Annotated in this window: 18 protein-coding genes; 11 read left to right on the top strand and 7 right to left on the bottom strand. The window is 41.5% G+C overall.

Annotation, left to right across the window (positions count from 1 at the left end):
- Window positions 1-42: 42 nt before the first annotated feature.
- The 10 genes from AX660_RS16675 to truB all read left to right on the top strand — a co-directional run bounded on the left by AX660_RS16675 (window position 43) and on the right by truB (window position 11,519).
- Entirely contained in the window at window positions 43-771 is a 729-nt protein-coding gene (locus AX660_RS16675) for a SapC family protein (protein ID WP_068379197.1), read from the top strand.
- Entirely contained in the window at window positions 771-1,778 is a 1,008-nt protein-coding gene (locus AX660_RS16680; protein WP_235594768.1) for a cupin-like domain-containing protein, read from the top strand. Before AX660_RS16675 ends, AX660_RS16680 begins: the two co-directional genes overlap by 1 nt.
- Window positions 1,779-1,880: 102 nt before the next feature.
- Entirely contained in the window at window positions 1,881-2,738 is an 858-nt protein-coding gene (locus tag AX660_RS16685) for a mechanosensitive ion channel family protein (protein WP_068379964.1), read from the top strand.
- A gap of 46 nt (window positions 2,739-2,784) precedes the next feature.
- Complete coding sequence (locus AX660_RS16690) at window positions 2,785-3,603, top strand: magnesium transporter MgtE N-terminal domain-containing protein (protein WP_068379200.1); 819 nt, start codon at window positions 2,785-2,787, stop codon at window positions 3,601-3,603.
- A 69-nt stretch (window positions 3,604-3,672) separates the two neighbouring features.
- Window positions 3,673-5,007, top strand: a complete 1,335-nt coding sequence (locus AX660_RS16695; RefSeq protein ID WP_068379203.1) for a magnesium transporter — start codon at window positions 3,673-3,675, stop codon at window positions 5,005-5,007.
- A gap of 381 nt (window positions 5,008-5,388) precedes the next feature.
- On the top strand, window positions 5,389-5,847 hold the full coding sequence (gene rimP, locus AX660_RS16700) for a ribosome maturation factor RimP (protein ID WP_068379206.1): 459 nt from the start codon (window positions 5,389-5,391) through the stop codon (window positions 5,845-5,847).
- Between the two features lie 48 nt (window positions 5,848-5,895).
- Window positions 5,896-7,389: a transcription termination factor NusA gene (nusA, locus tag AX660_RS16705; protein WP_068379967.1), complete on the top strand. Its 1,494-nt coding sequence runs from the start codon at window positions 5,896-5,898 to the stop codon at window positions 7,387-7,389.
- A gap of 21 nt (window positions 7,390-7,410) precedes the next feature.
- Window positions 7,411-10,020 (top strand): translation initiation factor IF-2, encoded by a 2,610-nt coding sequence (infB, locus tag AX660_RS16710; protein ID WP_068379209.1) that lies wholly within the window; start codon window positions 7,411-7,413, stop codon window positions 10,018-10,020.
- A 111-nt stretch (window positions 10,021-10,131) separates the two neighbouring features.
- Window positions 10,132-10,560, top strand: coding sequence for a 30S ribosome-binding factor RbfA (rbfA, locus tag AX660_RS16715; protein WP_068379212.1), 429 nt, complete (start codon window positions 10,132-10,134; stop codon window positions 10,558-10,560).
- Between the two features lie 2 nt (window positions 10,561-10,562).
- On the top strand, window positions 10,563-11,519 hold the full coding sequence (gene truB, locus AX660_RS16720; RefSeq protein WP_068379215.1) for a tRNA pseudouridine(55) synthase TruB: 957 nt from the start codon (window positions 10,563-10,565) through the stop codon (window positions 11,517-11,519).
- Between the two features lie 25 nt (window positions 11,520-11,544).
- Here the strand turns inward: truB and AX660_RS16725 are convergent, their stop codons facing one another.
- From AX660_RS16725 to AX660_RS16735, 3 genes are all read right to left on the bottom strand, one after another.
- A complete protein-coding gene (locus AX660_RS16725) occupies window positions 11,545-11,790 on the bottom strand; it encodes a hypothetical protein (protein WP_068379218.1) in 246 nt (81 codons plus the stop codon).
- Window positions 11,791-12,255: 465 nt separating this feature from the next.
- The gene (hpf, locus tag AX660_RS16730; protein ID WP_068379221.1) at window positions 12,256-12,612 is read right to left on the bottom strand and encodes a ribosome hibernation-promoting factor, HPF/YfiA family; all 357 of its coding nucleotides are present in this window, start codon (window positions 12,610-12,612) and stop codon (window positions 12,256-12,258) included.
- 159 nt (window positions 12,613-12,771) lie between these two features.
- Window positions 12,772-13,440: a hypothetical protein gene (locus AX660_RS16735; protein WP_068379224.1), complete on the bottom strand. Its 669-nt coding sequence runs from the start codon at window positions 13,438-13,440 to the stop codon at window positions 12,772-12,774.
- A gap of 282 nt (window positions 13,441-13,722) precedes the next feature.
- On the opposite strand from AX660_RS16735, the gene rpsO reads away from it, so the two are divergent.
- On the top strand, window positions 13,723-13,992 hold the full coding sequence (gene rpsO / locus AX660_RS16740; RefSeq protein WP_068379227.1) for a 30S ribosomal protein S15: 270 nt from the start codon (window positions 13,723-13,725) through the stop codon (window positions 13,990-13,992).
- A gap of 109 nt (window positions 13,993-14,101) precedes the next feature.
- On the opposite strand, the gene AX660_RS16745 is transcribed toward rpsO, so the two are convergent.
- From AX660_RS16745 to AX660_RS16760, 4 genes are all read right to left on the bottom strand, one after another.
- Window positions 14,102-15,559, bottom strand: a complete 1,458-nt coding sequence (locus tag AX660_RS16745; RefSeq protein ID WP_068379230.1) for a hypothetical protein — start codon at window positions 15,557-15,559, stop codon at window positions 14,102-14,104.
- Window positions 15,560-15,667: 108 nt separating this feature from the next.
- Complete coding sequence (locus tag AX660_RS16750) at window positions 15,668-16,105, bottom strand: hypothetical protein (protein ID WP_068379239.1); 438 nt, start codon at window positions 16,103-16,105, stop codon at window positions 15,668-15,670.
- Between the two features lie 87 nt (window positions 16,106-16,192).
- A complete protein-coding gene (locus AX660_RS16755; protein WP_068379241.1) occupies window positions 16,193-18,085 on the bottom strand; it encodes a cation:proton antiporter in 1,893 nt (630 codons plus the stop codon).
- Between the two features lie 152 nt (window positions 18,086-18,237).
- Window positions 18,238-18,492: a hypothetical protein gene (locus AX660_RS16760; protein WP_235594769.1), complete on the bottom strand. Its 255-nt coding sequence runs from the start codon at window positions 18,490-18,492 to the stop codon at window positions 18,238-18,240.
- Window positions 18,493-18,650 lie beyond the last annotated feature (158 nt).

Genomic DNA, 18,650 nt, shown 5'->3' on the forward strand with positions numbered 1-18,650 from the left:
AAATCTAATTAAAATAAACAAAACAGAATAAATGGAAAGTCTATGCCCAATCATCAATTACTCGATAATGTACGCCACAAAGATTTACGCATCCTAACGCTGCATCAGCCTGCTTTTGGGGAAAACGCCAGTTATGGTCATGTTTATCTTTCTGAGTTTCGCTATGTACAAGGTGAGTATCCGATCTTATTTCGCAAAAATACCGATACCGCGCAGTTTGAAGCTATCGCTTTATTTGGTTTAGCTGCCGAAGAAAATTTATTTATGGAAGAAAACGGTTGGAATGCCTCTTATGTGCCATTAACGGTACAGCGCCGTCCTTTTTTGATTGGGTTTCAGCAAGATAATCAAGCAGAGCCTAAACCTGTAGTACATGTTGATATGGATAGTCCACGTATCAGTAAATCCACCACCGAAGGCGAAGCGGTGTTTTTACCCCAAGGTGGACAAACGCCTTATTTACAACACATTAATTCTGTTTTAGGTAGGATCCATAGCGGCCATATTGAAAACAAAACCTTCATCGACACACTATTGCAACATGAACTCATCGAATCAGTGGCGATTAAAATGGAATTACATGATGGCAGCAAACTCGAATTTAATAATCTCTATACCATCAATGAAGAAAAACTGAATGCTCTGCCAGCAGATACCTTGTTTACATTGCATCAACAAGGCTATGTAAATTTAATCTATATGATGATTGCGTCAATGGCCACCTTGTCACGCTTAATCGATATGAAAAATAAGCGAGTTAGGGGTATTTAGTGTTGTCGGCTATCAGCGCAGTAGAAGAAATAAACTGTCACAGCTACGCCGATTTAACGGATGATATTCTTTGTGCTACACAACCTTTAATACTGCGAGGCCTAGTTAAACACTGGCCTCTGGTATTGGCCGGGCAAGATTCAAAACAAAGCGCCGCGGATTATTTAACACAGTTTTATAATCAAAAACCGGTTTATGCTATGGTGGCAGCGGCCCAAGAAAAAGGGCGTTTTTTTTACAATAGCGATCTTAGTGGTTTTAACTTCACTCGTAAGTCCTATCAACTAGATGCCCTACTCAAACAAGTATTGAGTATGGCCGACCAAAGCGAAACCGAGGCTGTGTATGTTGGCTCTACCTCGATTAACCATATTCTACCCGGCCTAAGGCTAGAAAATGATATTCCTCAACTAACCGACAAACCTTTAGTCAGCATATGGATTGGTAATCAAAGTCGTATTGCTGCTCATTATGATGTGACGGATAATGTGGCCTGTGTGGCTGTGGGTAAACGGCGTTTTACGTTATTTCCCCCCGAGCAATTAGATAACTTGTATATCGGCCCTTTGGATTTTACCCCTGCAGGTCAACCCGCCAGTTTAGTGGATTTTCAGCAGCCAGATTTTGCACGTTTTCCTAAGTTTAAAACCGCACTTGAACATGCGTTAGTCGCAGAACTTGATGCGGGTGATGCAATTTTTATCCCCAGTATGTGGTGGCATCATGTTGAAGCCCTGAGTGATTTTAATGTGCTGGTAAATTACTGGTGGCGGCAGGTTGGTGAACATCTAGGCAGCCCCGGTGACGTGCTGAAACACGCTATGCTGAGTATTAAAGATTTACCTCAATGCCAGCGCGATGCGTGGCGGCAGTTGTTTGAGCATTATGTGTTTTCACCTGTATCACAAGTGCATATTCCCGACCAAGCCAAAGGCATGCTTAATCCCATCGATGACGATATGGCGCGTAAACTCAGAGCTATGTTGCTTAATAGTCTTAATCGTTAAAAGCTAAAATTTTGCTTGAGTTAAGTGCTAATAATAGGCCATGGCGCTGATAAAAATATACTGTTAACCTTTGTCAATCTGCGTTTTAAGGTAATCAATGCAATGCGTAATTCTTGGGAAACGACCCTGTTCGCCAGTTACGATCAACTTATTAGTTATCTGTTGGCCTATTTACCACAAATCATAGGCGCGTTGATCTTATTGGTGCTTGGCTGGGTTATAGCGTGGCTAGCAGAAAAAATGACCACCAGTATGTTGGCGATGTTGAGTAAACTTGCGAACAGCATGGGCCACACACTGCAGCTAGCTAAAAAAATTGATATCAAACCTCAGCAGGCGAGGATAGCGGGAAAATTGGTGTTTTGGGTTGTGATGTTGTTTTTCTTTGCTGCCGCAACGTCTAGTTTAGGCATGGATTTTATTGCCTCTTGGCTCAAAGAGTTTTTGAGTTATGTGCCGCGTATTGTGGCGGCTGGGGTCATTGTTCTTGGTGGCTTTCTACTTGCTAGTGTGGTCAGTTCTATGGCGGCCGCCGCGGCACACACTGCTGGTTTACAACATAGTCAACGGCTAGGCTCAATGGTCAAGTTGCTGATCATTTTTATTGCATGTGTCATCGGTATTGAGCAACTTGGCGTCAATATCCATTTCATCACCACTATCATCATTGTACAACTCGGAGTAATTAGCTTTGGGGTGGCTTTGGCCTATGGTTTTGGCAGTAGTGAACTGGTCAAAAACCTAGCTGGCGCGCGTCAGGCTAAAAAGCACTTTAAACATGGTGATAAACTTAAACTTGGTGACATTGAAGGTCAGTTGCTCGAAATAAGCTCTACAATGTTAATTCTTGACTGTGAACATGGGCGCACCTTTGTGCCAGCTAGAATATGCCTTGAATCCTCCAGTGTGATAGTCGATGAGGAACAAGAGGAGCAACATATCCCCTCAAATACTAATTGATGTGTTGCAAGTTGATGAAAACCTTCGCTCTAAATACGGATAGACTATGACGGCCGCCCAATTAGAACTCAGTGTACATTTTTTGAAAGTGGAGTCCCAGGCGGCTGCTCGTCAGCTTGAGTTATTAGCTCCTGAACAAGCTTGTTTGCTCTTGCAAAAATCACCTGTTGCCGCCGTTGTGCAAGTATTACGTGTGATGCTGCCTAATGTGGCGGCCAAAATTTTAATGTTGGTACCAAGTGCTAATGTTTTTAAATGGTTAGAAAAACTGAATGCCGCTGATGTGGCGGCCATGTTGCGTTACCTTGATGCTGAGCAAAGAACACAACTCGTTGAGACCTTGCCCCGCAATAAACAAGCCTTAATCAAGATGTTGATCTCTTATCCAGAATATTCGGTAGGATCCTTGGTGGAAACCGATGTATTGATCCTCGATGAACAGATGCTGGTTGAAGATGCTATGCAGCGCTTGAAAAACAAACGCCATGGTTATCTACAAGAAATATTTATCGTTAATCAAAGTCGGCAATTAATGGGGAAACTGGCTTTAAGCCAGCTGTTTGTTTTACCCTCAGCTACTTTGCTGCACAATGTGATGCAAACCCAAGTGAATAGTATTATTGCCAGTTTGGACATCGTGAGCGCGGCTGAGCTGCAATATTGGAAGGGCACAGATACTTTGGCGGTAATCAATCGTAAACATGAGTTTGTGGGCGTGTTGCATCATCATAGTTTGCGTCACTTTTTATATCGTAAAGATATACAGCAAAATCAAAATGAAACGGTTTCTGCTGATCTAGTGGATATTTATGGTGCCACTTTTATGTCAATTATGGATTTAATCAGTCCTGCAAACACTAAATAAGCTGCCAAGTACATTAGGGCAGTGTGGGTTACTGGTTTAGAAAATTGAGCGACAGGAAGGGAGAAAATCATGCTTAATCAACAACAGCTACTGGATCAAACCACAAGTCAACTAAACTTCGATTTTTTGCATCATTATCCCTTCAAAAGTGCGCGCCATTTAGAAACGATTGACGCTGGAGATGCAGTAGAAATCTTGCAAGCCCAAGAGGTTTTTGTGGCGCGTAATCTCTGGCATTTTCTGTCGGCAGGCAGTGCAGAGCAGATATTTTCGTTGCTCAGAACAGATTATGCTTGTCAGCTACTTAAGAGTTTAGATAGCCACGTGGCCGTCACATTATTAAGCCGAGTAACAGATGATAAGCTGGATGTTTTATTGGCTGCCCTGGATGTTAGCGAAAGTTTGCTCGCCAAAGAATTTCGTGAGCTGTTAGAGTATCCGGAAAATACCGCTGCCCGATTAATGACCACTAGGGTGAATACTTTTTATGAGGACATGGAAGTGGCTGCGGTATTGGCCAAGTTAAAACAACTCAAACAAGTGTCGCCTGATGTGGTTTATGTGCTCAATAACAATCAACAATTAGTCGGCGAATGCACCCTAGCCGAGTTGATCATTGCTGAGCCCGATGACAAGTTAAATATCTTAGCCAAACCTATTAGTACCGTTTTAAGTGCACTGGATAATAAAGAAACCGTTATCGAAAAATTTGAAGGGTTTCGCTGTAATGCCATACCCGTTATGGATAGCCATAATCAATTAATTGGTTTGATCCGTTTTTTTGATGTCTATGAAACCACCAAAGAAGATTTGGCCAGCGATATGCAAACCATGGTGGGTGCCAGTAAAGAAGAAAAAGCCCTTTCAAGTAGTTGGTTTGCAGTCAAAAAACGTTTACCTTGGTTACAGATTAATTTGTTAACTGCCTTTGCTGCTTCTGCCGTGGTAGGGGCGTTTGAAGATCTTATCGCGCAAATTACCGCCTTGGCTATATTGCTGCCAGTAGCTGCTGGGCAATCTGGTAATGCGGGAGCTCAGGCACTGGCCGTGACCATGCGTGGTTTGACTCTGCGAGAAATTACTCCTAGGCATTGGCTAAAGGTGATGACTAAAGAATTATTGGCTGGCTTGCTTAATGGTATTGCCATTGCAGTGACCTGTTCTATTGCCGTGTATTTATGGAGTGGCTCAGTCGGTTTAGCCTTGGTGATGGCAATAGCTATGGTCACATCGCTTGCTATTGCTTGTACCGCAGGGGCTATTGTACCTATTGCTTTGAAAAAATTTGGAATGGATCCCGCTCAGTCATCGTCCATTGTATTAACTACCATTACCGACATTGTTGGTTTTATGTCATTTCTTGGCATTGCCTTATTATTATCAGACATGTTACCTAAGGGTTAAGCACTTGTAAGCCTAAGTCAGTGCGGCTAACTAAATCACTGACTTAGTTAATTTTTGCGCGTTTCTTCAGTTGCTTATGGCTTTTATCCTCTATATAATGCGGCCATCTTTTGAGACGGGCTCCCTCTGATTTGGATAGTAACGTTTCGCATAAAGGCAGAAGATTAATAAGTTATACTGTGGCAACTGCTTCATATTAAACGACGTACACTTCTGCAACCACTGTCTAAAATGCTGTTATAAACACATTTTAGTGAAATTAGTGGACTAGGGTCCAGAATCAAACAGCCCCGCTTGAAAGGGGCTTTTTGTTATCCGTTTTGTCGTATTTTATAAACATACTCTGGGCATTAGCCCTTTTTTTGTTTTTGGAGCAAGCTTTTGTCACAACTTGAAAAAAAATTAACCGACATGCTGGTTGCCCCCGTTGAAGCCTTAGGTTTTGAATTGGTGGGTATCGAGTTTGTCCGCGCGGGTAAACATTCTACTTTGCGTATATATATTGATCATCCAGACGGTATTACGGTAGAAAACTGTGCCGATGTCAGCCACCAAGTAAGTGCTGTCATGGATGTAGAAGATCCTATCACTGTTGAATATAACCTCGAAGTATCTTCACCGGGTATGGATAGACCCTTATTCAAAGAACAACATTATCTGAATTGTGTTGGCGAAGTAGTCTCAGTGCGCTTGAGAATGCCACTTAACGACAGACGCAATTTTAAAGGTAAATTACTGGCCTGCGAAGCAGGTAACTTAACAGTTCAAGTTGATAACCAAACCTTTGTGTTGGCTATTGTAAATATAGAGAAAGGAAACTTGGTTCCTTCATTTGACTAAGTAAGGAAATAGTTCATGTCTGGCAAGAAAGTAAAAAGTGAGGCAACAATGAATAAAGAAATTTTATTAGTGGCTGAAGCCGTATCTAATGAAAAACAGGTTCCAAGAGAAAAAATCTTCGAAGCCTTAGAATTCGCAATCGCTAGCGCTACCAAAAAGAAAAATGAAGGCAATATCGAAGTGCGTGTCAGCATTAACCGCGAAACCGGCGATTTTGATACCTTCCGTCGTTGGTTAGTGGTTGCAGATGATCATAAACAAGAAAACCCTACGGCGGAAATGTGTATTTCGGCAGCGCAGATGGATGAACCTCATTTGCAATTAGGTGACTTTGTTGAAGAGCAAATTGATTCTATCGCTTTTGACCGTATTACGACACAAACCGCCAAACAAGTTATCGTGCAAAAAGTACGTGAAGCTGAGCGCAATCAGGTTATTGCTGAATACGAAGAGCGTGTTGGTGAATTAGTCACAGGTACCGTTAAAAAAGTAAATCGCGATAATATCGTCATTGATTTAGGTAATAACGCTGAAGGCGTGATTTATCGTGATGATATGTTACCTCGCGAAACTTTCCGTCCGGGTGACCGGGTCCGTGGTTTATTGTATGTTATTCGCCCTGAAGCCCGTGGCGCGCAGTTGTTTATCAGCCGTACTCACCCTGATATGTTGGTTGAATTGTTCCGCATTGAAGTGCCAGAAATCGCTGAAGAAACGCTGGAAATCAAAGCCGCCGCGCGCGATCCAGGTTCTCGCGCAAAAATCGCGGTAAAAACCAATGATAAACGTTTAGATCCTGTTGGGGCTTGTGTTGGTATGCGTGGGTCACGTGTACAAGCCGTATCTGGCGAGCTTAACGGTGAGCGTGTGGATATCGTATTGTGGGATGATAACCCCGCCCAGTTTGTTATTAATGCTATGGCACCTGCAGAAGTTGCCTCGATAGTAGTAGATGAAGATAGACATGCCATGGATGTGGCGGTTCAAGCTGATAACTTAGCTCAAGCTATCGGTCGTAGTGGTCAAAACGTACGTTTAGCTAGCCAGTTGACTGGTTGGGAACTTAACGTGATGACAGTTGAAGATCTTAACGCTAAACATGCAGAAGAAAACGCCAAGGTATTGGCTGTGTTCACTGCAGGTTTAGATATAGATGAAGATTTTGCCAGCTTATTGGTAGATGAAGGTTTCAGCACCTTAGAAGAAATTGCTTATGTTCCAATCAACGAACTTTTAGACATTGAAGGTTTGGATGAAGACATGGTTGAAGAATTGCGCGGCCGAGCTCGTGCAACCCTCACAACCCGTGCATTAGCCAATGAAGAAACACTTGAAGCTTCTGAGCCGAAAGAAGAATTGCTGAATTTACCCGGTATGGACAGACATGTGGCTTACATATTAGCAAGCCGCGGCATTACCGATCTTGAAGCGCTGGCCGAACAAGGCACAGACGAGATTGCAGATATTGAAGAGCTAAACGAAGAAAAAGCGGGTGAGCTGATTATGGCTGCTCGAAATATCGTTTGGTTTAATGAAGAATAGGTCACCAGGAGGAATACCAGTATGGCAGACGTATCCATAGAAAAACTCGCCACCGATATAGGCACTTCGGTAGACCGTTTAATACAACAGTTTAATAGCGCAGGCATTGTAAAAAATGCTACTTCTAATGTTACTGAAGAAGAAAAACGCCAATTGCTCGACTTTTTAAGTAAGCAACATGGCGGTTTTGGTTCAGGTGCGCCTAGTCGTATGACTTTACAGCGCAAGACTACCAGTACGCTCAGCGTCGGTAAGTCGAAAGCCGTAACCGTAGAAGTACGCAAAAAACGTACTTATATTAAACGTACAGACGTAGAAGAGCAGGCCTTAGCGGAAGAAGAAGCTAAGCGAATTGCGGCTGAGCAACAAGCTAAGTTGCAAGCTGAGCAAGAAAACGCTGAACGTGCCAAAAAAGAAGCGGAAGAAAAAGCCCAGAAAGCCGCTGAAGCTAAAGCGAAAGCCGAAGCTGAGCGTATTGCACGTGCTGAAAAAGCCAAAAAAGAGGCAGAAGCCCGTCAAGCGGAAGAATCTTCTTTAAGCCCAGCCGAAAAAGCTGAGCAAGAAAAAGCTCGTGCCGATGCTGAAAAAATTCGCAAGGCACAGGAAGAAGAATCTCAGCGTAAACTTGAAGAAGATGCTAAAGCCTCTGCTGATGAAGCTAAAAAACTAGCTGAAGAAAACTCTCGTCGCTGGAAAGAAGAAGAAGAGCGTCGTAAGAAGCAAGAAGCCGAAGAAGTGCATTTACATTCAAACCGTTATGCGCAAGAAGCGGAAGATGCTGATGATATTCAATCTGAACGTAGCTCACGCCGTCGTAAAAAGCCGAAGAAAAATGCTGGTTCTGACCTTAAACATGGCTTTAACAAGCCTGCTCAGCCTGTAGAAAAAAGCGCGCGTATTGGCGAATCTATCACCGTTAGCGAATTAGCCAGTAAATTGGCGATTAAGGCCACTGAAGTCATCAAAGCGATGATGAAAATGGGCGAAATGGTTACCATTAACCATGTTCTTGACCAAGAAACTGCGATTTTAGTGGTTGAAGAAATGGGTCACAAATATGAATTGGTTAACGATAACGCCCTTGAAGATGAGTTGTTGGCTGATAACGAAGTACATGATCAAGATTCACGTGCACCAGTTGTTACTATCATGGGTCACGTTGACCACGGTAAAACCTCGTTACTCGATTACATTCGTCGTGCCAAAGTGGCTGATGGTGAAGCGGGTGGTATTACTCAACACATCGGTGCTTATAGTGTTGAAACAGATAAAGGTCGTATTGCATTCTTAGATACCCCTGGTCACGCCGCGTTTACCGCCATGCGTGCTCGTGGTGCTACCGCAACTGATATCGTGGTACTTGTTGTTGCAGCAGACGATGGTGTTATGCCACAAACTAAAGAAGCCATTCAGCACGCTAAAGCTGCAGGTGTGCCGTTAATCGTTGCGGTTAACAAAATGGACAAAGATTCTGTTGATGTAGACCGAGTTAAACAAGAGTTGTCACAACTTGAGGTTATCTCTGAAGAGTGGGGTGGTGAAAACCAATTCCTCTATGTATCGGCGAAAACCGGTATGGGCATCGATGACTTACTTGACGCCATTATTGTGCAAGCTGAAATGTTAGATCTTAAAGCTGCGCCTACCGGCCCAGCTAAAGGTATCGTTATCGAGTCTCGTCTGGATAAAGGACGTGGACCGGTTGCATCAGTATTGATCCAACAAGGTCAACTTAAAGCCGGTGATATACTACTTTGTGGTATTGAATATGGCCGTGTTCGTGCGATGCGTGATGAAAATGGCAAAGAAGTGACGGTTGCAGGTCCTTCTACTCCGGTTGAAGTGCTTGGTTTGTCCGGCGTACCGCTTGCAGGTGAAGAAGCCTTAGTCGTACAAGACGAACGTAAAGCGCGTGAAGTTGCGTCTAAACGTAATATGAAACAACGTGAGCTTAAACTGGCTAAACAACAAAAATCTAAACTTGAAAACATGTTTGCCAATATGGAAGCGGGTAAGTTTAGTGAGTTGAATATCGTCCTTAAAGCTGACGTTCAAGGTTCGGTTGAAGCCATTGCTGAATCACTGATGCGTTTGTCAACTGACGAAGTAAAAGTGAATATCGTTGGTAGTGGTGTAGGTGGTATTACCGAGACTGACGCTAGTTTAGCGAATGCTTCAAGTGCTATCGTCATTGGTTTTAACGTTCGTGCCGATGCCACTGCGCGTCGTATCATTGAAGCCGAAGAAATTGATTTACGTTACTACAGCATTATTTATAACTTGATTGATGAAGTTAAGTTTGCCATGACAGGCATGTTAGCGCCTGAATTCAAACAACAAATCATCGGTTTGGCTGAAGTACGTGACGTCTTTAAATCGCCTAAACTTGGTGCTATTGCTGGTTGTATGGTAATTGAAGGTAACGTTAAACGTAGTAATCCTATTCGTGTATTACGTGACAATATCGTTATTTATGAAGGTGAACTTGAATCGCTACGTCGTTTCAAAGACGATGTACAAGAAGTTCGTAACGGTATGGAATGTGGTATCGGTGTGAAAAACTACAACGATGTACGTGCAGGTGACCAAATCGAAGTATTTGAAATTGTGGAAGTAAAACGCGAACTATAATGAGTTAGTCGCACTCTTACACAAGCTTTGATTCAAGATAAATATAAACGGAGGCTAAGGCCTCCGTTTTCGCAATTGTGATGACATTTAATCATGTCAGGAGAAAAAAAGATGGCCAGAGAATTTTCCCGTACTGATCGTGTAGGTCAGCAAATACATAAAGAAATCGCCAGTATTTTACAAAATGAGTTTAAAAACCGTGATCCCCGTTTAGGCATGGTGACAGTCTCTGATGTGGAAGTCTCTCGTGACTTAGCCCACTGCAAAATTTTTGTGACTTTTTTCGAAAATAACGAAGAGCAAGTGCAAAATTATTTGAATATTTTGTTTGAAAACAAAGGTTTTATTCGTACGTTGTTAGCCAGCCGTATGCGTATGCGCGCTGTACCAGGATTAAGTTTTGTGCGTGATAGCTCCTTAACCGAAGGTATACGCATTGCTAACTTGGTTAGCGAAACTCGCAATAAAGATAACGAACGGGCGCGTTTGGCTGGTCGTGAGTCAGAAATAGACGGTACCTCAGAGCAAAAAGAGGATTAAGGGTGGCTAAAAAACGTAAGGGACGCCTAATAGACGGTATCTTTCTACTGAATAAATCCTTAGATATTTCGTCTAATCAAGCCATGCAAAAAGTCAGGTGGGCCTTTGGCGCAGCAAAAGCTGGCCATACTGGCGCACTTGATCCCCTTGCTACAGGTATGTTGCCTGTGTGTTTAGGTGAGGCCACTAAGTTTTCGCAGTTTTTACTGGATACAGATAAAACTTATCAAGTTACGGCCAAGTTAGGTGTGCGCACTACAACCTCTGATGCTGCTGGTGAAGTAGTAGAAACAAAAGAGGTTAATGTTACTGCAAAACAGTTTGCTCAAGCATGTGAGCAGTTTCGAGGGCCAATAAAACAAGTACCTTCAATGTTTTCCGCCTTAAAACATCAGGGTAAACCTCTATATACCTATGCCAGACAAGGCATTGATATCCCTCGTGAAGCTCGCGCTATTACCATATTTTCGCTAAGTATCGATCGTTTTGACGGCGATGAAGTGGATATGACGGTACATTGCAGTAAAGGCACGTATATCCGTTCATTGGTAGATGATATTGGTCAGGTGTTGGGCTGTGGAGCTTATGTCAGCAAACTACATCGAACTAAAGTAACTGATTATCCCAGTGATAAAATGCTCACCCTTGAACAACTTGATGTACTCGTTAGTCAAGCTAAAGAACAGGGCATAGAGGTCGCTGAGTTGTTAGATCCTTTATTGCTTCCTATGGACACTGCGGTAAAAGGCTTAGCAGAAGTCACTTTGAGTGCTGAACAAGTGGTGTATTACAATAATGGCAATTCGGCCAGGCTCGCAGTGTCATCTTCTTCGACGGCTATCCCCGGCGAACAAGTACGTGTTTATGCGCCTGATACTCACCTTTTTTTAGGCGTGGGTATATATGAAGAAGGCAATCGAGTGCAACCCAAACGGGTGGTAGTGAGAGAGTCTGCATAAGGCTACAGCATTATTCTAATATTTATTAACGAGAAAAATTTCGATTCTGAGTATTGGCTTGCAAAGCTTCAAAATAGCGATATATATGTTGGCGCATTGAAGAACAAGTAGCCAGATAATGCAGTATTTTTTGATAGGCTCCCTTGTCGATATTCGCCACAAATTCTGGTTGATCTCTAGTAAATAATAACCACACACCTGACTGGTTTTCATCATAAATACAGGCTGTTACTGGCTCACTTTGCACAGATAGATTGCTGGTGTTTGGCATTTTCTCTCTCCTTAACTGGCTGGTATTCAGTGGTTTTTTGACATGTGTTATTCATGCATTGAGCGAGTAGATTGCTGCAGTTAAAAATCAACTAGCCGCACTTTCGTTGTCGCCATTATGTTTAACATAGCGAAGATTGTGCCACTTAATTAAGTTATTGATTTTCAATAGTTTAGTTAAATGCTAAGTGATTTTTGTAGATGAAATCTGTAAAACTTTCCCAGATGTGTCTGTTTTTTTCACGTTTGACTAAAATGACAAGACGATTAGCCCTAATCTGCATAGCAATATTGACTTTTTTAATTGAATTATGATCCGCAGATTCAACTTGTAAGGGCAATATAGGTTTTATTTTATAGTAAGATTTGTGAACGTGAATTGGCGAGAAGTGTAATTCAATGAATTTTGAGGAACAAAGCAGCCATTGTTCAGGCTGCTTTGGTTTATAAAAATATCAAATAGAGTTTAGGTTAGATTCATTTCCTGAATGATTTCATGGGCAATTTCAGGCGTTGTCACTGTTGGTTTTTCATGTAGTTTACCTTTTAAGTGGCCTTTTCTATGTGACAGAGCCGCATCCAGTTTTTTGGCGGCCTTGGCAATGGCGGGATACATCACATGATCTGCACCAGTTGCAGAAATTTTACTACCTTCGTAATTCGTGCGTATTTCCACTTCATAGTCGCCGTGTTCTTTGGCAATGATAATGTCGAGAGAAATCAGAGTAGGGAAGTGGCTGGATATCTTGGAAAACTTTTCATCGACGTATTGTTTAATTCCGTCGCTAATATCTACATGGTGACCAGAAAGCTTTATTTTCATAGGTTTTCCTTTTGCGTTTAATTTACATACTAGGTTACTTCTTGTGTCTCACTTATCAAGCTTGGGGCAATGTTGCTAAAATGCAAGTTCTGACTGTAACTTGTTTGTCATAAAAGGTGAAGTCTCTATGCTCTCTTTGCTGCGGCTAATTTATTCTTACTACTTTTGAAATTCATCTGTTTCGTAATAAAGCGGTTTTATTGAGCCACAAAAAGCCAGTTTTTGATAAATTTCATTCTGGCTCGGCACCGCACTAGATGCCCTGAAAGTAGTAATACAACTCACATCATCTAACAGTAACAGTAAGTGGTCATAACTTGGGGCACTTTGTAACTGGTGCACTAAAAGTCGCCTGTTGTTATTTAACTCAACACTGTCATATACCTGGGTTGAACTAGATGGCTGAGGCTCATCTAACATTCTTAAATAAAGTTGAGTGTCCATGACTAAATCAATATTGGGCAGTGTCAGTGAACCACCTCGGGCGAAATGTCCTAAGTAAACATCGGCTTTTAAACTTAGCTTTTCACCGCGTATTAAGCTTTGTAAATTAAAGGGTTTGGGTTTAACGGTGACTAGATCCGCATCATTCACTAAATGCAGTAAAGGGATGTATTTGCTGTCCACTCGGTATATTAACTGAACATTTTGACCAGGTTTATATTGAGGTAATACCGATGCATATAAACTAGAGGCGTGGGTGACTAATACCATGCCATGAGTGCCCATATATTTGGGATCTAATGGCTGAACCTCGGCGGCTTTTTCTTCTGCACTAAGCAGGGTAGTAAAACAATAGAGTGTCACAAAAAATAAAATTTTATACATCTAGGACTCTTAAACTCACAAAGGTAAACATGGTCAGCGCGATATGCATCGCTTATTAGGTGCATATGGTATTTTATCCTCATAGAATTAGAAATAACTCTGAAGTAATTTATCTGACGTATTGCCTTAAACCCTCGGATTATCTGTTGTATAGCCAAACATAGGCCTTGCTATCTATACATTGATCGCTATAATACGCGCTCATTTTTGGCTTGCTGAATTAGTGATCGGCAGGTCTGTTTAAACTATCCGGTTAACGCCGGTCCTACTTTGGAGAAAAATATGTCACTAACTAATGTAGAAAGTGCAAAAATCTTAGCTGATTTTGGTGTTAAAGAAGGCGATACAGGTTCACCTGAAGTACAAGTTGCTTTGTTAACTAACAACATCAACAAATTACAAGGTCACTTTGCTAAGCACAAGAAAGATCACCACTCACGTCGTGGTTTATTGCGCATGGTAAGTCAACGTCGTAAATTACTTGACTACTTGAAAAGCAAAAACGTTGAGCGTTATCAGACTCTTATTGAAAAACTAGGCTTACGTCGTTAAGACTGGTTTTATTAAAAAAAGACGCCTCGGCGTCTTTTTTTATGTCTGGAATAAAGCTGGGGTATCTTGATAACGCTACGCTAGGAATTTAGCGTATGTTCAGAGTCCGCTATTGTTTGCTCTTCTTCCATAAATTCTGAAATTTGGTAAAACAAAAATAACTGTATGGATTCCAGTGGCTGGGGATCAAATCGAGATTTTTACGTTCTGCAAAATTGGAACAAAGTTTACTGAGGATCGCTTCTAAACGCTCTGGACTGATAACCGAAAACTTTTTGCGGGTGGTGGCAAAATAGAGATTATTCTCAATGGGCACCACTATACGTTTTCCCACTGAGTTAAAGGTCAGATGGCGGGTGGCGGTACGGCAAACCGGTACAAAGGGGTTTTTAGGATTGAGCGCAAAAACGATGGCGTATTCATAGCGCTCTAAATCCTGATTCTCTCTGTCTTTGGGGATGTAAGTAATACCAAAGCCTTGAGGGAAATGGCCAACAATACTAATAAAGTGCTGGGTGGCTTCAGCGTTAATTGATTTCATTTGCGCTGCTTTATCTAGTACTAAGGTCGCTTTGGGCAAGTTGTTTAAATTGGATTCTTTTTTAGTTGAAAACACCACAGAAGCGTAAATTTGTGGGATCTTAAGTAGGTTACCTTCGGCCATTTTGGGCTTAATCGAATCTGTTAACAGGCTTTTAGTAAACTGTAATCGTGCTTTTTCATTTTCATCAAAGAGTTTTTTTTCTTCTCGGCTGTTGCCCCGATATGTGACCAAACCTACGCCATGTATTAGATAGTTTAATGATTGTTGATAATTTATTTTCAACAGGGCAATACGATCGTCATTTTCGAGGACACGGTATTCGTCTAAATTCCCCTCAGGACCTTTAAGGATCAACTGGGCTAAAGGATGTTGCAGGCCAATATCTTGGATCAAAGCCGCTAAAATAATAGGTACACATACGTCACGTTGAAAAACGGACATGCCTTTTTCTTCTTCACTAAAACGTAGCTCATCTTGGTATTTTTGTAAGATGTAGCTATTTGTTATTATTTCCTCGTCCAGTAATTTATCCAATAACCTAAGCGCTAATACACCTTTATAAGCAGGTTTTAACTTTTGATGTAACTCAGGTAATTTTGCGCCTTCGTGGGGTGATAATAACAATAGGGTGCCGAGGAATTTGGCACTATCGGTTTGTGTGTCTTGGTAATCGCAGCCTTCGCTTAACAATAATATGCTTTCACATAATTTATAAACGCGCTCTTGGCGTTCTTGCTGGGCAAGTTTTTGTATTTTAGTTTCTTCGTTAAGTAAATATTCTGCGCTTTGTAATTCTACTGCAAGTTTGGTTTTATCTTTTGAGTTGGCATTTTCGAGTGCTACGCGAGCTTCTTTTACTTGCGCAGTGAGATGTTGTTTTTTAGCGATTTCTTTGTCGGCATCAATGAAATATAAAGCCGCATGTTCATACATCGAATCTTTGACTGAGGTATTGCTATGGATATATTTGATGACGCTGGTTACTTCTTTGGTGTAACTGGACTCACCCATTGGGCCGTGCATAATATTACCTTCTTCTAGGGCGTGTACCGATTAAACCAAGTGCTACTGTAGTACATAAAAAGCCTGTTTAGCCATTCTGTAAAAAATAGAGCAGTTCTAACATTGTATTTAACACGTTTTTTCAGTGTTTATTGCGTTAGCTATAAAGTCCTCGATAAAGGCAATGGCTTGTTGTTTAGTTTCGAAAAACTGTTGGTTTTCTAACGTTGGTAAGTCACTGTTATTGCGTATCATATTCACTTGATTAGTTAATAGTGCCGAATTCATTCGAAAGGCAGATATTACACAGCCTCGTTTAGATGCTTCTTTGTGTAATAGATTGGACGTTTGTTGGGCTTCTGCTGTCAAAGCCTCAAGGTTTTTGAAATCTCCAAAATGTCCCCAAGGACCAGGCTCTAGTTGATCGATCAGCAAATAAAAATCTTTGTTATACCGTGCGGCAAAACTGTTACCCACGGCCCCAGAGACAACCGCACAAACTATACGATTTTCTATGCTGAGCCGATAACTGGCATACCTATCTTGATAGCTTAAAACAGTAGTCATTTGAGTGCTTCATATTTAATCCTTTAATCATAGGCAAACTATTGATATAAAACATATTTGTCAATAAAAAATAGTAATGATTGTTTATTAAATCACAGTGTATTTAGTTTCGCTAATCTTCTGGGTTTTTTTATCCACGATGCTATCAGTCGTTTGCACCTGACTATCAGGCTCAATTGGCGTCTCGACCACTTTTTTCTCTGCGGTGATCAGGCTGATAATACGCCAATCAGCTTTGGGTTTAAGGTTGTTATTGGTGGTAAACAAGTGGGCATGGCCATTAAGGTCAATTGCAGCCAACTTAAGAGAGCGCTCGGCGTATTCATGTTGATATGACTCGTAATTAAATTCTTCGCTTAAGCGGGTGCTTTTTATTTTTGCGCCTTTTGTTACCCAACTGGCTAACTTGCCATAGGTAATGTCGTCGGCAAATAGCCCAAGATTTTTAGTATAAGATCCTGCTACTTGATGGCTAGGACGTTGTTGTTGTTCATTGTTACTTAAACCCAGTACGGTGCCTTTACCCATTTCATATTCAAAATGGTAGGTTAACATGGGGTTTAATTGTTTGTAGGGGGACATGATCAAGACTCTACGGTAAGCAGTGAGATCAATTTTACGTGATGCATGATCAGACATAGGATTACCAAAATAGGTGGAAATATTATCCATCCTAGCCAAACGCAAAGCATCCCAGTTAGTATCTGTGAGCAAAACTGGAATGTTGTATTCACGTAATTCTTTGGCAAACATGCGGTTAAATTGGCCGGCCCCAAAGATTAAAAATCCATTAGGGGCGGGAGAACGCATTTTCAAATATTCAGCGACCTTGACCGAAGTCAGACTTTGGATCACTACCGTGGTGATGATCACCAAAAATACCATAGGTACTAATAAATCAACTTGCTCGTAGTTTAGCGCTTCAAGTTTTAAAGCAAACAGCGCCGATACCGCCGCGGCAACAATACCTCGTGGGGCTATCCAACTGAGTAAGGCGAGTTCTCGCCAATTAAGTCCCGTGCCAAAGGATGAGGCCATTACCGACAATGGCCTAGCAACAAACATGATTACAATCAATACGACAATAGAGCCCCAACCTACATGGATAATCGAATCAATATTGATGCGAGAAGCGAGCAAAATAAATAAACCGGATATCAGCAATACACTTAAGGTTTCTTTGAATTCGAGAATGTCATCTACATCCACATTACGCATATTGGCCAGTACCATGCCCATCACAGTGACTGTGAGCAGGCCTGATTCGTGAGCCAACAAGTTAGAGCCTGCAAAGGCACCAAGCATAATGGTGAGAATGGCGGTATTAATAAGGTAATGGGGAACCCAGTTGTTGCGTAACATTTGCCCCATTAAATAACCTATTGATGCACCTATGCCAAAGCCAACGGCCAAGGTTAAACCAAAGGCATAAAGCGTATGTGATATGGCATCTTGAGTAGCCACTAAGTATTCAAAAACTAATACAGCTAACAAGGCACCGATAGGATCAATGACAATGCCTTCCCAACGTAATATGTTGGATATTTTACTACTAGGGCGCACGGTTCTAAGCATAGGTACGATAACGGTGGGGCCGGTAACCGTGAGAATAGCGCCCAGTAAAAAGGCCATTTGCCACGACATACCCAAAGCAAAATGGGCTACGGGTGCCACAATCAACCAAGTAATGATGACGCCCACAGTACATAAATTACGTACCATAGAGCCGTGCCCGCTTAAGTCTTCAAATTTGAGGGTTAAGGCTCCCTCAAACAGTATGATGGCCACCGCCAACGACACGACAGGGAATAACAAGTCCCCAAACAGGTTGTCAGCATTAATTAAGCCGGTAACTGGACCTACTATGATACCTACTACTAGCAAGGGTAAAATGGCTGGGATCTTAATTTTGTAGGCAAAAAACTGACAGGCTATAGAGATTAAACCAACAGCAACTAGGGGAATTATTGGGTCGTTCAAAACAGATCCTCATGAACAACAAATCAGATTATTAGATCAGAACATAGGCACAGGCCTAAGATCAATCTTTATCCCAAAAAAGCCTTATTAGGTGCTGTAAAAACAAAACCCAAATCGAGTTTGGGTTTTGTTTTTTGAAAATTTCGCGGGTACTAATTAATTCGTGATTTTTCGGTGGAGCGTAAATCAGATATCTCTTGAGATAATTGATATTTTTTATCTGTGACTATGGCTTCAAGTACTTCTAGTCTGGATTTTACCGCAGCTAATTCATTCAGCACATTGGTTTTTTCTGAACTGTTTAAACTTGCATTCAATTTCGCCATATCTTTTTTGTGTGAGGTCCAAGTGCCAATCACCACAATGGGCAATACAAACGCAAATAAAATAATTAATACAAACGTCATGCCTTCATCCATTTTTATTCTCCTTAAATTTGCTTAATAAAGTTTAGATAAATATAAAACAACCTTAATATGCAGAGCAGGGATTAGGCCAATTATTATTTTCTATTAAAATCAATATGTTGGATTAAATATTAGGAAAACTGGTGAAATTTATTTAG

Source organism: Paraglaciecola hydrolytica, from assembly GCF_001565895.1.
Taxonomy (GTDB): Bacteria; Pseudomonadota; Gammaproteobacteria; order Enterobacterales; family Alteromonadaceae; genus Paraglaciecola; species Paraglaciecola hydrolytica.

Coding starts and splice junctions, on each gene's coding strand:
- AX660_RS16745 (WP_068379230.1), bottom strand. CDS start 15,559: ATGCACGGCCCAATGGGTGAGTCCAGTTACACCAAAGAAGTAACCAGC.
- rbfA (WP_068379212.1), top strand. CDS start 10,132: ATGGCCAGAGAATTTTCCCGTACTGATCGTGTAGGTCAGCAAATACAT.
- AX660_RS16760 (WP_235594769.1), bottom strand. CDS start 18,492: ATGACGTTTGTATTAATTATTTTATTTGCGTTTGTATTGCCCATTGTG.
- rpsO (WP_068379227.1), top strand. CDS start 13,723: ATGTCACTAACTAATGTAGAAAGTGCAAAAATCTTAGCTGATTTTGGT.
- AX660_RS16685 (WP_068379964.1), top strand. CDS start 1,881: ATGCGTAATTCTTGGGAAACGACCCTGTTCGCCAGTTACGATCAACTT.
- AX660_RS16735 (WP_068379224.1), bottom strand. CDS start 13,440: ATGTATAAAATTTTATTTTTTGTGACACTCTATTGTTTTACTACCCTG.
- AX660_RS16695 (WP_068379203.1), top strand. CDS start 3,673: ATGCTTAATCAACAACAGCTACTGGATCAAACCACAAGTCAACTAAAC.
- hpf (WP_068379221.1), bottom strand. CDS start 12,612: ATGAAAATAAAGCTTTCTGGTCACCATGTAGATATTAGCGACGGAATT.
- AX660_RS16725 (WP_068379218.1), bottom strand. CDS start 11,790: ATGCCAAACACCAGCAATCTATCTGTGCAAAGTGAGCCAGTAACAGCC.
- AX660_RS16675 (WP_068379197.1), top strand. CDS start 43: ATGCCCAATCATCAATTACTCGATAATGTACGCCACAAAGATTTACGC.
- AX660_RS16690 (WP_068379200.1), top strand. CDS start 2,785: ATGACGGCCGCCCAATTAGAACTCAGTGTACATTTTTTGAAAGTGGAG.
- nusA (WP_068379967.1), top strand. CDS start 5,896: ATGAATAAAGAAATTTTATTAGTGGCTGAAGCCGTATCTAATGAAAAA.
- infB (WP_068379209.1), top strand. CDS start 7,411: ATGGCAGACGTATCCATAGAAAAACTCGCCACCGATATAGGCACTTCG.
- AX660_RS16750 (WP_068379239.1), bottom strand. CDS start 16,105: ATGACTACTGTTTTAAGCTATCAAGATAGGTATGCCAGTTATCGGCTC.